This window comes from Xanthomonas sp. WHRI 1810A, from assembly GCF_040202885.1.
GTDB lineage: Bacteria > Pseudomonadota > Gammaproteobacteria > Pseudomonadales > Pseudomonadaceae > Aquipseudomonas.
In genome coordinates this window covers 87689-99822 of sequence record NZ_JBEGED010000007.1, presented here as the reverse complement: position 1 = coordinate 99822, position 12134 = coordinate 87689, and the positions used below count along the sequence as shown (strand labels likewise).

The window sequence follows — 12134 nt, the reverse complement described above, 5'->3', positions numbered from 1 at the left end:
AGCCGTTCGTGGTCCACGTGACGGTCAGCCCGCGCCGAAGATCATGCACAAAGAGTCCAAGGGCGATCGTTTCCCGTCGGCCGAACAGCTCGATCAGTTGCCAAGCCGCCCACGCGGTGAAAAACCAGCCCTGCTGACCCGCAACCGCGAAGGTTAAGCCGCGCTGAAACAAAAACGCCCCGACTGGTTCGGGGCGTTTTTGTGTCTGAAATGCGCGCACAAAAACGCCGACCCTGGGGTCGGCGTTTTCGTTGGAGCAGCCTGTCTTACTTGGCTTTGACGCCTTCGAACGAGATGATCAGGTCCAGGGTGTCGGACTGTGGACCCAGGTCCATCATCTTGCCGAAATCAGAACGCTTGATCGAGGTAGTGCCCTCGAAGCCTGCGCGGTAGCCGCCCCATGGATCCTTGCCTTCGCCCAGGAACGTGGTCTTGACCACAACCGGCTTGGTCACGCCGTGCATCGTCAGGTCGCCGGTCACGTCAGCAGTGACTTTGCCGTCGGCGTTCTTGCCGGTGGTCTTCACGCTGGTGGAGACGAACTTGGCGTCAGGGAAGCTGGCAACGTCCAGGAAGTCCTTGCTGCTGATGTGCTTGTCGCGCTCGGCATGGTTGGTGAAGACGCTGGCGGTTTTGACGTCGATGTTGATCTTGCTGTCTTCAGGCTTGGCCGCGTCGAAGCTGAACGTGCCGGTCCAGTCCTTGAACGAGCCGTAGATGAAGCTGTAGCCCAGGTGGCTGATCTTGAAGTTGATGAAGGCGTGCTGGCCTTCTTTGTCGATGGTGTAGTCAGCGGCCATGGCCTGACCGGCCGACAGCAACGCAGTACCGAGGGCCAGTGCAGCAAGGGTCTTTTTCAACATGCGAGTTTTCCTTTCAATGAATGAGCAAGTCAGGCCTTGCGGCCCAGCATACGAACAAGGGTCGCATCACGATCAATAAAGTGATGCTTGAGAGCCGCCAGGCCATGGAGTCCTGCAAAAATCACCAGCACCCAGGCGAGATACAAATGCACTTCACCGGCAAGGTCCGCCTGGTCGGGCAGTCCGCTTATCAGTGCAGGCACTTCGAACAAACCGAATACCGGAATCCCAACGCCGTCGGCGGTGGAAATCAGGTAACCGGCGAACATCACCAGGAACAGGTCCAGGTACAGAAAGGCGTGACCCAGTGTGGCGGCCACCCTGACCAGGCGGCTCTGAGTGGCCGGTGCTGGCGGCGGCGGGCTGACAAAACGCCAGACCACACGCAGCAGCATGAACAGAAACAGGGTGATGCCAATGCTTTTGTGCAGGTCCGGGCCTGCCTTGCGCCAAGTGTCGTAGTAGCCGAGTCCGACCATCCACAGGCCCAGCGCAAACATACCAAAAACCGTGAGCGCGACGCCCCAATGCAAAACGATGCTGACCCAGCCATATCGAGAAGAAGAGTTGCGTAGTTGCATCGCGGGTACCCTGTAAATGTTGTGAGAAGACTAGCGCTTTACCTATCGAAAGAAAGCGCAATTTTTTGCTTTGAAAGATCAGTAAATACGATTGAAACGTCTTGTCGCATTTTTGGTGAGTTTGATTAAGCCAGTGTTATGCAGTCGCCGCTTGTAGGAGCGCGCTTGCCCGCGATTGAGATATGCCAGACGCTATCCATATTGGATGTGCAGCCACCTTCGCGGGCAAGCCTCGCTCCAACAAGGCCAGCCTCCAACGGGCATAAAAAAAGGCGCGGTTCGTAAACCGCGCCTTTGTTGTTTCAGCGTTTCACCAATCAGTTCTTGGTGTCCGCCGCCGGAGTGGCCGGAGCCGCCGGTGTTGCAGCTTTAGCCGCAGGCTTGTGTGTCGCTGCCGGTTTGGCCGGGGCCTTTTTCGCAGGCTCCTTCTTGGCGGGCTCTTTCTTGACCGGTGTTTTCTTGACCGGCGCCTTTTTGGCCGGCTCGACGACCGCAGGCTTCGCAGGCTCGACCACCGGCGCGGGCGGCGGCGTGACGGGCGCCGGTGCAGGGGCTGGAGCCGGCGCAGGCTCAGGGGCTTTCTCAACTGGCTTGGCCTCAGGCTTGGCGCCGCCAAACATGTTCGAGAAAAACGCGCCTACACCGCCGCCTGTGGCTTTCGGTGCTTCAGGTGCTTTCGGCGGCGGCGCCTTGACAGGCTCAAACGACTTGCCAGCCGCCAGATCCTCAACCTGGCTGGCCGCACGCTGACCGGTGCGCAACGCACCTTCCAGGGTGCCCGGATACAACGCGTCGGTGTGTTCGCCGGCAAAGGCTACGCGCTGCAGAGGACGTTCCCACAGGCGCCAGTATTTGCTCATCTGCCCAGGACCGAACGCCAGGTACGCGCCACCGGTAGACGGGTCGACGCTGGACCGGCGAATCTCATAGCCGGTGTACGCGCCGCGGGCCTGTGGATAAAAGGTGTGCAGACGAATCAGCACCTGATCCACCATCTGCTTGTCGCCAAACGCCTGCATGATCCGGGCGTTATCGCCAGCCAGGTTGATCACGGCATTGGCGCCGCCTTTGAGCGCCGGCTCGATCCACAGCATGCCCAGGCCGGTGTTGCTGTAAATCTCTCCGGTCATGCGCGCCTTGCTTTCCCAGACCGGGGTCTTGAACTTGAGCATGATCTGGTCGTGCCAGCCGTAGTTGGTGCTCTTGATCGCGCCCTGATGCTGAGCGTCCAGCGCGGGCGTCATCGCAATCTTGCTCAGCGCACGCAGCGGCACGGCCAGCACCACGTAATCGGCTTCATAACCGACCGCGCCGACCTTGACGGTCACGCTGTCCTTGTCCTGGTTGATCGCAGACACCGGCGAATTGGTCTTGATGACCTTGATCTGCTTGACGAACGCGTCCGCCAGCACAGCGCTGCCACCTGGCAGGCGAGCGGCGCGGCGATCACGGTCCTGGATGTCGCGGTTGACCCGGGCTTGCTGACCGAAGTACAGCAGCGACAAGCGCGAAGGCTCGTCATAACGAGTACGAATCTGTTGGTTGATCAGCTGACGCGCCGTCGCTGGCAGGCTCAGACGGTCCAGCCAGTTGGCGACGTTGATCTGATCCAGGGCGAACAACGTGCTGTTGGCGGCAGGGTTGAGCGGGTCGGTGATCGAGCGGGCGATGTCGTCGATGGCCGCCTCGTAGCGCTTGATCGCCTCGGCGGTTGCGGGCTGCTTGGTCGCAAGGTCCGCCGCCGAGAAATATTCGCCGTCAATCAAATAGCCGGGGGTGCGCACGAACTCAGGCGCCGGGACAGACGCCAGCTTGAAGCGCTCCAGGTACTGATTCAGCACCGGCTGCGCCTTGGCGTTACCGATCCATTCACTGCCAGCAAGGCCCGAACGCCCGCCGGCGGCCGCCTTGGCTTCGAGCACGGTCACTTGCCAGCCCTTGGACTGCAGCTCGTAAGCCGCCGTGAGTCCCGCCAGACCGCCACCGACAACGATCGCCGTTTGGGGTTTATCGACAGCGAGCGCCGAAGCGCTTGCCAGCCCAATCATCACCAGCGCAAAGGCGCGAACCCAACCAGAAAGCATTCAGCAAACTCCGGAAAAATCAGGGGAATTGTCGGACTTTGACGTCCGATTCTTTGAAGAGGCGCGAAGGATACGCCAGCCAATGAACGCCCGCCAGCAATGTCCGTCGGGCATCTAAAACTGGCCGCAGCGGCGCTAAAGGTTGTTCCGTGGCAACGCATTGCATAGGCTTGCGCGATTGTTTGGCCTCGTTGTAAGCGAGTCGTCAACGGGACTGCCTGAGGAGATCAACGATGGGCCTGAATAATCAGTGGATGCAGCGCGACCTCAAGGTGCTGTGGCATCCCTGCACTCAAATGAAAGACCACGAAAACCTGCCGCTGATACCCATCAAACGGGGCAAAGGCGTCTGGCTTGAGGACTTCGAAGGCAAGCGTTACCTGGACGCCGTCAGTTCCTGGTGGGTCAACGTATTCGGCCACGCCAACCCGCGCATCAATCAGCGCATCAAGGACCAGGTCGATCAGCTGGAGCACGTGATTCTTGCCGGCTTCAGCCATCAGCCCGTGATCGAGCTGTCGGAGCGCCTGATTGCCATGACGCCCGAGGGCCTGACCCGGTGCTTCTACGCCGATAACGGTTCGTCTTGCATCGAAGTCGCGCTGAAGATGAGCTTTCATTACTGGCTCAATCGCGGCAAACCCGACAAAAAGCGCTTCGTCACCCTGACCAACAGTTACCACGGCGAAACCATGGCGGCGATGTCGGTGGGCGACGTGCCACTGTTCACCGAGACCTACAAGGCGCTGTTGCTGGACACCATCAAGGTGCCGAGCCCGGATTGCTACCATCGCCCCGAAGGCATGAGCTGGGAAGAACACTCGCGCAATATGTTCGTGGCCATGGAGCAGACCCTGGCCGAGCACCACGACACCGTGGCTGCCGTGATCATCGAGCCGTTGATTCAGGGCGCCGGCGGCATGCGCATGTACGACCCGATCTACCTCAAGCTGCTGCGCGACGCCTGCGACCGCTACGGCGTGCACCTGATTCATGACGAGATCGCTGTGGGCTTTGGCCGCACGGGCACCATGTTCGCCTGTGAGCAGGCGGGCATCCGTCCGGACTTCCTGTGCCTGTCCAAAGCGCTGACGGGCGGCTACCTGCCGCTGGCCGCCTGCATCACCACCGACGACGTCTACGATGCGTTTTATGACGACTATCCGACGCTGCGGGCCTTCCTGCATTCCCACAGCTACACCGGCAATCCGCTGGCCTGCGCGGCGGCATTGGCGACGCTGGATATCTTCGAGCAGGACAACGTCATCGAGAACAACAAGGCGCTGGCGTTGCGCATGAAGACCGCGACCGCGCACCTGGCCGATCACCCGAACGTGGCTGAAGTCCGCCAGACCGGGATGGCGATCGCGTTCGAGATGGTGCAGGACAAGGCGACCAAGGCGGCTTATCCGTGGCAGGAACGTCGCGGCTTGAAAGTCTTCGAGCATGCGCTGACCCGCGGCGCGTTGCTGCGGCCGTTGGGCAGCGTGGTGTACTTTCTGCCGCCGTATGTCATCACGCCGGAGCAGATCGACTTTCTTGCAGAAGTGGCCACCGAAGGCATCGACATCGCGACGCGCAGCAGCATCAGCGTGGCGGTGCGTGAGAATTTCCATCCGGATTTTCGTGATCCGGGCTGATCCACTGTCTGAACTGAACGAGGATCCCTGTAGGAGCTGACGAGGTACGAGGCTGCGATGCGATTCATCTGACACACCGCATCGCAGCCTCGCACGGGCTCGTCAGCTCCTACAGGGGACAGCGAACACCGAAGAGAAACAACCATGAGACTGTCCCGCTTTTTTATCGACGCCCCGCTGAGCCACGGCGAACACGAGCTGCCTGAAGCGCAGGCGCATTACATCGGGCGTGTGTTGCGCATGACCGAAGGCGACGCCGTGCAGTTGTTTGATGGCTCCGGCACGGAGTTTCGCGCCAGGCTGGTGGAAGTCGGTAAAAAGCGCGTGCGCGTGCAGATCGATGAAAGCTTCCCCGGCCTCGCCGAATCAGCCCTGCAGATCCATCTGGGCCAGGGCCTGTCCCGTGGCGAGCGCATGGACTGGGCGATTCAAAAAGCCACGGAACTGGGCGTGACACAAATCACCCCGATCATCAGCGAACGCTGCGAAGTGCGGCTCAAGGACGAACGGGCCGAAAAGCGCCAGGCCCATTGGCAGCAGATCGCGATCAGCGCGTGCGAACAGTGCGGTCGTTCAGTGGTGCCGGTGGTCAATCCGCCCGTGCCCCTGGCCGATTGGCTGAAGCACACCGAAGCCGACCTGAAGCTGGTCCTGCACCCGGTGGCCGAACCGTTGATCAGCCATGAAAAGCCTGGCAGCCTCGCGTTTCTCATCGGCCCGGAAGGCGGTTTGAATGATGCGGAAGTCGATCAGGCCCAGGACGCCGGCTTCCACGCCGCCCGCCTCGGCCCGCGGGTGCTGCGCACCGAAACCGCGCCGGTGGTGGCGTTGAGCATTGCGCAGCAGTTGTGGGGGGATTTCTAGGGGTTGATAAATGCCCACTGTAGGAGCGCGCTTGCCCGCGAATAAGTCGGCACATCCAACATAGATATCGCCTGACACGGCGCATTCGCGGGCAAGCGCGCTCCTACAGGTCAAGTCGGCGCTTTGGATCTCACTCTGGCAACTCCGTCAACCGCCGCCGCGCTTTCGCCGGTTCCGGCCGCGCACATGGCAAGAACCTCCCTCGCCCCGGCGTGCCCTGCGCCTGGCCATCCCACACGCATTCGCCGCGGGCGAAGGTCATCGCCGGCCAGGCGCTCAAGCGCATGCCTGCGTAGGGCGTGTAATCCACCTGGTGATGCAGCAATGCGTTGGTCAGCTCGAAATCCAGGCCTTCGTCCCAGATCACCAGATCCGCGTCGGCGCCAATGGCGATGCTGCCTTTGCGCGGATACAGGCCATAAAGCCGTGCCGCGTTGGTCGACGTCAGCGCAACGAAGGCCTGCGGCGTGATGCGCCCGGTTCTGACGCCTTCGGACCACAGCAGCGCCATGCGCGTTTCTATGCCGGGGATGCCGTTGGCCACCTCGGAAAACGGCGCATGCTCGCCATGGGCGCGCTTGCCGTCGGGGCCCTCGTAGCGAAACGGCGCGTGGTCCGACGAGAACACCTCGAACGAGCCGTTCTGCAAACCGTCCCAGATCACTTGCTGATTGGCCGCGTCCCGGGGCGGCGGGCTGCAGATGCATTTGGCGCCTTCGAAACTGTCGTCGCAGCCCAGGGAGTCTGCGGTCAAAAACAGGTATTGCGGGCACGTCTCGCCGTAGACCTTCAAGCCATGACTTTGCGCCCAGCGGATTTGCTCGATTGCCTCACGCCCGGAGACATGGACTATGAGAATCGGCACGTCCACCAGTTCGGCCAGGGCAATCGCCCGATGCGTGGCTTCGCGCTCCACCAGCATGGGTCGCGACGTGGCGTGATAACGCGGCGCGCTGAGCCCGGCGGCCAGCAGGCGCTCGGTCAGCCAGGCGATGCAGTCGCTGTTTTCGGCGTGGAGCATGACCATCGCACCTTCGGCCCGCGCCACCGACAGGGTTTCCAGAATCTCCCGGTCGTTGAGTTTGAGCGCGTCGTAGGTCATGTAGATCTTGAAAGACGTGTAGCCCTCGGCGATCAGCGCTGGCAGTTCGCGGCGCAGCACATCTTCGGTGGGGTCGGTGACGATCAGGTGAAAGGCATAGTCGATCAGTGCCTTGCCGTCGGCACGCCGGTGATAATCCTCCACGGCGGCGCGCAGGCTCTGGCCTTTCTGCTGGCAGGCAAACGGAATCACGGTCGTGGTCCCGCCGCACGCCGCCGAGCGCGTACCGCTCACGAAATCGTCCGCCATCACCGACCCATCGCCGGTCGGTTGATCCAGGTGCACATGGCTGTCGATGCCGCCCGGCGTTACGGTGCGGCCTGCCGCATCGACTTCCTGCGCCGCGCCTTGCAAGCCCAGGCCCAGCGCGACGATGGTGCCGTCCCGCACGCCGATGTCGCACACAAAGCTGTCGGCCGCGGTGACGACGTTGGCGTTGCGAATGATCAGATCGAAACCGTGCATGTCGTGCTCTCCGTCAGGCGCGGGTCATCCAGGCCTTGGCGATCTCTTCGCGGGTGGTGAACCACACGCCTTCTTGCGCCTGGGCGTATTCGATGAACTGCTTGATCGCTCGCACTCGCCCCGGACGACCGACCATGCGCGGGTGCAGCCCGATGGACATCATTCGCAGGCCGTCGGCGGCTTCTTCGTACAGCACGTCGAAACTTTCTTTCATGTATTCGAGGAAGTCCGACGCCTGTGACAGCCCCGGCGAGTTCCAGTAACGGAAGTCGTTGACGTCGCTGGTGTACGGCACCACTAGATGCTGCTTGCCGTCGACGTCGACGAAGTACGGCACGTCGTCGTTGTAGGTGTCGGAGTCATAGAGGAAACCGCCCTCTTCCACCACCAGCCGACGGGTGTGAACGCTGGCGCCGTAGCGGCAATACCAACCCACCGGACGCTTGCCGCAGGTGCGTTCGAAGGATTCGATGGCCAGCCGGATATGCTCGCGCTCCTCGGCTTCAGTCAGGCGGAACACCTCTTCCCAACGATAACCGTGGCTGCAGATTTCGTGACCCAGTTCGACGGCCGCCTTGGCCACGTCCGGGTTCTGCTCGAACGCCACGGCGCAGGCATGAAAGGTCGCCGGGACATTGGCTTTTTCCAGGATGTCGAGAATCCGCCAGATGCCGACGCGCGCACCGTATTCGTACATCGATTCCATGGCCAGGTTGCGCACGCCGTCCGGGAATTGGTAGCTGCCCCACTCGGTCATGCTCTCCTGGTCAGGATCGCCCATGGCCAGCGAGCGCTCGGAGCCTTCTTCGTAATTGATGACAAAGTTGATGGCCAGTCGCGCGCCGTTGGGCCAGGTGCCTTGAGGGCGCTGCCGGCCATAGCCGACCAGATCTCGTAGGGGTAAAGCCATGGGAACAGTCTCCTGCGACGTACGGATGTTCGGAAAAAACCGCCGAGCGCGTGCTCAGCAGTCGATGTTTTTCAATGCATCGTGATCGGGTCCATCCAGGCTCTGGCCGTCGCGAAAGGCCAGGCCCATGGCCAGGGTTTGCGCGATACAGAACGCGGCCGTCAATGAACGAAAGCCCAACAGCTCGGCGTCATTGACCTCGATCATCACCGACGCTTTTTGTCCGATAGGGCTCAAAATGCTGTCGGTAATCGCCACAATCGGCGTCCCCGCTGCCACCGCCTGGGTGCAGGCATCAATGGTTTCCTGCGAGTACGGCGGAAAACTCACCGCCACCAACACGTCATCGCCGTGCAGCGCTCCGACCTGTTCGCGCAGGCTGCCGCCCAATCCGCTGATGTGAACGGCGCGTCTTCCCACACGGCTCAGTGCGTAGCTCAGGTAGGACGCCATGGGAAACGAACGGCGCATGCCGACCACAAAGGTCGTACGCGCCTGCTGCAACAAGGCGATGGCTTTTTCGATGGCCTCCACTTGCTGCCCTTCGGCCAGATGCTCCAGCGACACGATGTTCGCGCGGCTGAACGCCGAGAGCATGGCGCCGACATCGGTGGGGTCATCGAGCAACTGCTCGCCGCGATAGTGACGAATCCGCTCCTTGAAACTGCCCTGCCCGGCCTGTTGCAGCGGCTCCTTGAACAGGCGCTGCAAATCGCTGAACCCACCGAAACCCAAGGCCTGCGCCAGCCGAATGAACGCCGACGACGGGATCCCGGAGATTTTCGCCAGCGCCGCCACGGTATTGAGCGCAACGTCGTGGGGATGCTCGTTCAGGTAATGCGCGGCGTCACGCTGGCGCGCTGTCAGGCGTTCCTGATGTTCGACGATGGCGGAGCGCAGCTCGGCAAGGGTGAGAGGTGCAGGCATAAAATTGCTCGATAAAAGTCAGGACGGTCGCAGCTCGGTGATCGCCTTGGCCAGATGCTCCACCAGACGATTCAACTCATCGACGCTGTTGTAGTGGGCAATCGACACCCGTACCACGCCGCCGTACGGAGTCAGGCCCAGTTGTTCGATCAGCCGCCGAGCGTAGAAGTCACCAAAGCGGATGCCCATGCGGTGGCCATCAACGCGGCGCACGATGGCTTCGGACTGGACGCCTTCGACGACAAAGCTGATGGTCGGCACACGGTCGCCATCGGTCACACGCGGTTTTCCGATGATTCGTACGCCCGGCGTTTCCCGCAGGAAGGCCAGCAAGGTCTCGGCGAGCAGGTCTTCCTGCACTTCGAACGCATCGAAGGCCGCCTGCATCTTTTCCCGCTCGGTGCCACTGGTACCCAGGCGCTGGCCGACGTCGATCAGGTAATCGCTGATGCCGATGCAGCCGTAGGACAGTTCGTAATTGAGGTTGCCCGGCTGCAGCTTGTAGGGGATGACGTCCTGACCGATGAAGAAGTGGTTCAGGCTTGGCAGCTCAAGCAACGCATCGCGCTTGCCCCACAGCACCGCGAAGTGCGGGCCGAAGGTTTTGTAGAAACTGAACACGTAATAATCAGCGCCGCTGGCCTGCACATCCACCAGACGATGGGGTGCGTAGGCCACAGCGTCGACGCACAGTTTGCCGCCCACTGCGTGCACCCGGCGCGCGACTTCGGCCACCGGGTTGACGCTGCCGAGGATGTTGGAGGCGTGGGTCATGGCCACGTAGCGGGTCTTTTCGCTGAGCAGCGCGTCGAGATCGTTCAACTCCAGCTCCATGCTGTCCGGGTCGACCGCCCACACGCGCAACGTCGCGCCGCGCTGCTCGCACAAACGCACCCACGGTCCGATGTTGGCTTCGTGGTCGCAGCTGGTGACGATAATTTCATCGCCCGGCTGGATCGACGGCGCGATGGCCCGGCAGAGGATCTGCAGCAAATGAGTGGTCGAGCCGCCCATCACGCATTCTTCCGGGTGATAAGCGTTGATCAACTGCGCCACCGACTCGCGTGCCTGCATGACCCGCGCGCCGGCGTCCACCGACTCGCTGTAGGACGCACCCAGCTGCACCGCGCTGTTCAACAAGTAATCAGTGATGCGATCCGCAACCGGCTTGAGCACGGCGGAACCGCCCGCGTTGTCGAGATAGGCATAGCCGCTGCTGAGCGCGGGGAACTGGCTGCGTACGTAATCGATGTCCAAGGCATTCAAGGGCGTTATCTCCAAGGTCTGATCAGTGATGCAGGATGGCCTGCAAAAACGCGCGCGTTCTCGGCTCTTGCGGGGCCGTGAAGAACGCTTGCGGGGTGTTCTGTTCGATGATCCGTCCGTTCTCCATGAAGATCACCCGGTCGGCGACTTTGCGCGCAAAGCCCATTTCATGGGTGACCACCACCATGGTCACACCGGAGCGCGCCAGGTTCTGCATGACGTCCAGCACTTCGCCGACCATCTCCGGGTCCAGGGCTGAAGTGGGTTCGTCGAACAGAATGACCCGGGGCTCCATGGCCATGGTGCGGGCGATGGCGACACGTTGCTGCTGTCCGCCGGAGAGTTGGCTGGGGTATTTGTCGGCGTGGGCGCCCATGCCGACCTTGTCCAGCAACAGGCGGGCACGCTCGTTGGCATCACGCCGGGACATACCGCGCACCCGCACGGGCGCCAGCGCGACATTGGCCAGGACCGTGAGGTGCGGGTACAGATTGAAATTCTGGAACACCATGCCGACTTCGCAGCGGATGCTCGACAGATTCGGGCCGTTTTCGACGCGCTGGTCGGCGACCCGAATATCGCCCTCCTGGTATTCCTCCAGCAGATTGATGCAGCGGATCAAGGTGGACTTGCCCGAGCCGGACGGCCCGATGATCACCACCACTTCGCCCTGCTCGACCGTCAGGTTGATGTCGGCCAGCGCCTGGAAGGCGCCGTAGAACTTGGCCATCCGTTCGATTTCGATGACGGTACTCATGCGCTTTTCCTCGCGGAGCCGTTGCGCCGTTCGATCCAGCTCACCAGTTGCACCAGCGGCAACAGCAACAGCAAATACATGACGGCCGCCCCTACCAGCGGCGTCGGGTTGGCAGCCAGCGCCTGCGCCTGGGTGGCTTGCTTGAGCAGATCAGGCATGGCCACCACTGACGCGAGTGCGGTGTCTTTCATGACGTTGATGCAGTTACTGGTCATGGGCGGCATGACGATGCGCATGGCTTGCGGCAGGATCACGTCGCGCATGGTGTTGAAAAAACTCATGCCCTGGGAGGCCGCCGCTTCGAACTGACCGCGCGGAATGGCTTCGATCCCGGAACGGAAAATCTCCGCCGAATAGGCGCACGACACCAGTGACAACGCCGCCGTGGCCGCCGCGAACGACGACAGCCGAATGCCCACGAAGGGCAGCGCGTAGTAGATCAGCACCAGCAACACCAGCAGCGGAATCGAGCGCATGACGTCGATGTACACACGGGCGATAAAGCGAATCGGCGCGTAGGAATACAGCCGCAACATCGCCAGCAACAGCCCTCCAACCAGACCAAGGATGATGCTGACGACCCCCAGCATCACCGTCACGCCGAGGCCGCGCAGCATCAGTGGCAGCGCATCGACGAACACGCTCCAATTGAAGAAAGTCTGTAACAACTCCATT

11 protein-coding genes are annotated in these 12134 nt (G+C 61.7%); 2 read left to right on the top strand and 9 right to left on the bottom strand.

Annotated elements, in window-relative coordinates:
* Positions 1-266: 266 nt before the first annotated feature.
* The 3 genes from ABQX22_RS12380 to ABQX22_RS12370 form a co-directional block, all read right to left on the bottom strand.
* Complete coding sequence (locus ABQX22_RS12380) at positions 267-863, bottom strand: YceI family protein (protein ID WP_349799854.1); 597 nt, start codon at positions 861-863, stop codon at positions 267-269.
* A gap of 29 nt (positions 864-892) precedes the next feature.
* Complete coding sequence (locus ABQX22_RS12375; protein ID WP_349799852.1) at positions 893-1444, bottom strand: cytochrome b; 552 nt, start codon at positions 1442-1444, stop codon at positions 893-895.
* Positions 1445-1761: 317 nt separating this feature from the next.
* The gene (locus tag ABQX22_RS12370) at positions 1762-3528 is read right to left on the bottom strand and encodes a flavin monoamine oxidase family protein (RefSeq protein WP_349799850.1); all 1767 of its coding nucleotides are present in this window, start codon (positions 3526-3528) and stop codon (positions 1762-1764) included.
* Positions 3529-3761: 233 nt separating this feature from the next.
* Between ABQX22_RS12370 and ABQX22_RS12365 the strand changes: the two genes are divergently transcribed.
* On the top strand, positions 3762-5168 hold the full coding sequence (locus tag ABQX22_RS12365; RefSeq protein WP_349799848.1) for an adenosylmethionine--8-amino-7-oxononanoate transaminase: 1407 nt from the start codon (positions 3762-3764) through the stop codon (positions 5166-5168).
* A 144-nt stretch (positions 5169-5312) separates the two neighbouring features.
* Positions 5313-6032: a 16S rRNA (uracil(1498)-N(3))-methyltransferase gene (locus ABQX22_RS12360; RefSeq protein ID WP_349799846.1), complete on the top strand. Its 720-nt coding sequence runs from the start codon at positions 5313-5315 to the stop codon at positions 6030-6032.
* 130 nt (positions 6033-6162) lie between these two features.
* Here the strand turns inward: ABQX22_RS12360 and hydA are convergent, their stop codons facing one another.
* Genes hydA through ABQX22_RS12330 form a run of 6 tightly spaced genes read right to left on the bottom strand, consistent with a single transcriptional unit; the run spans position 6163 to position 12133 of the window.
* Complete coding sequence (gene hydA / locus ABQX22_RS12355) at positions 6163-7599, bottom strand: dihydropyrimidinase (RefSeq protein WP_349799844.1); 1437 nt, start codon at positions 7597-7599, stop codon at positions 6163-6165.
* Positions 7600-7612: 13 nt separating this feature from the next.
* Positions 7613-8509, bottom strand: a complete 897-nt coding sequence (locus ABQX22_RS12350) for an allantoinase PuuE (protein WP_349799842.1) — start codon at positions 8507-8509, stop codon at positions 7613-7615.
* A gap of 54 nt (positions 8510-8563) precedes the next feature.
* Positions 8564-9436, bottom strand: coding sequence for a MurR/RpiR family transcriptional regulator (locus ABQX22_RS12345; protein ID WP_349799840.1), 873 nt, complete (start codon positions 9434-9436; stop codon positions 8564-8566).
* Positions 9437-9454: 18 nt separating this feature from the next.
* The gene (locus ABQX22_RS12340; RefSeq protein WP_349799838.1) at positions 9455-10702 is read right to left on the bottom strand and encodes a cysteine desulfurase-like protein; all 1248 of its coding nucleotides are present in this window, start codon (positions 10700-10702) and stop codon (positions 9455-9457) included.
* A 22-nt stretch (positions 10703-10724) separates the two neighbouring features.
* On the bottom strand, positions 10725-11459 hold the full coding sequence (locus tag ABQX22_RS12335) for an amino acid ABC transporter ATP-binding protein (RefSeq protein WP_349799836.1): 735 nt from the start codon (positions 11457-11459) through the stop codon (positions 10725-10727).
* Entirely contained in the window at positions 11456-12133 is a 678-nt protein-coding gene (locus tag ABQX22_RS12330; protein ID WP_349799834.1) for an amino acid ABC transporter permease, read from the bottom strand. The genes ABQX22_RS12335 and ABQX22_RS12330 overlap by 4 nt, the downstream gene beginning before the upstream one ends.
* Between the last annotated feature and the right edge of the window lies 1 nt (position 12134).

What these genes read in the sequence shown, in the direction of transcription:
- ABQX22_RS12330 (WP_349799834.1), bottom strand. Translation starts at nt 12,133, where the DNA reads ATGGAGTTGTTACAGACTTTCTTCAATTGGAGCGTGTTCGTCGATGCG.
- hydA (WP_349799844.1), bottom strand. Translation starts at nt 7,599, where the DNA reads ATGCACGGTTTCGATCTGATCATTCGCAACGCCAACGTCGTCACCGCG.
- ABQX22_RS12335 (WP_349799836.1), bottom strand. Translation starts at nt 11,459, where the DNA reads ATGAGTACCGTCATCGAAATCGAACGGATGGCCAAGTTCTACGGCGCC.
- ABQX22_RS12370 (WP_349799850.1), bottom strand. Translation starts at nt 3,528, where the DNA reads ATGCTTTCTGGTTGGGTTCGCGCCTTTGCGCTGGTGATGATTGGGCTG.
- ABQX22_RS12380 (WP_349799854.1), bottom strand. Translation starts at nt 863, where the DNA reads ATGTTGAAAAAGACCCTTGCTGCACTGGCCCTCGGTACTGCGTTGCTG.
- ABQX22_RS12375 (WP_349799852.1), bottom strand. Translation starts at nt 1,444, where the DNA reads ATGCAACTACGCAACTCTTCTTCTCGATATGGCTGGGTCAGCATCGTT.
- ABQX22_RS12350 (WP_349799842.1), bottom strand. Translation starts at nt 8,509, where the DNA reads ATGGCTTTACCCCTACGAGATCTGGTCGGCTATGGCCGGCAGCGCCCT.
- ABQX22_RS12365 (WP_349799848.1), top strand. Translation starts at nt 3,762, where the DNA reads ATGGGCCTGAATAATCAGTGGATGCAGCGCGACCTCAAGGTGCTGTGG.
- ABQX22_RS12345 (WP_349799840.1), bottom strand. Translation starts at nt 9,436, where the DNA reads ATGCCTGCACCTCTCACCCTTGCCGAGCTGCGCTCCGCCATCGTCGAA.
- ABQX22_RS12360 (WP_349799846.1), top strand. Translation starts at nt 5,313, where the DNA reads ATGAGACTGTCCCGCTTTTTTATCGACGCCCCGCTGAGCCACGGCGAA.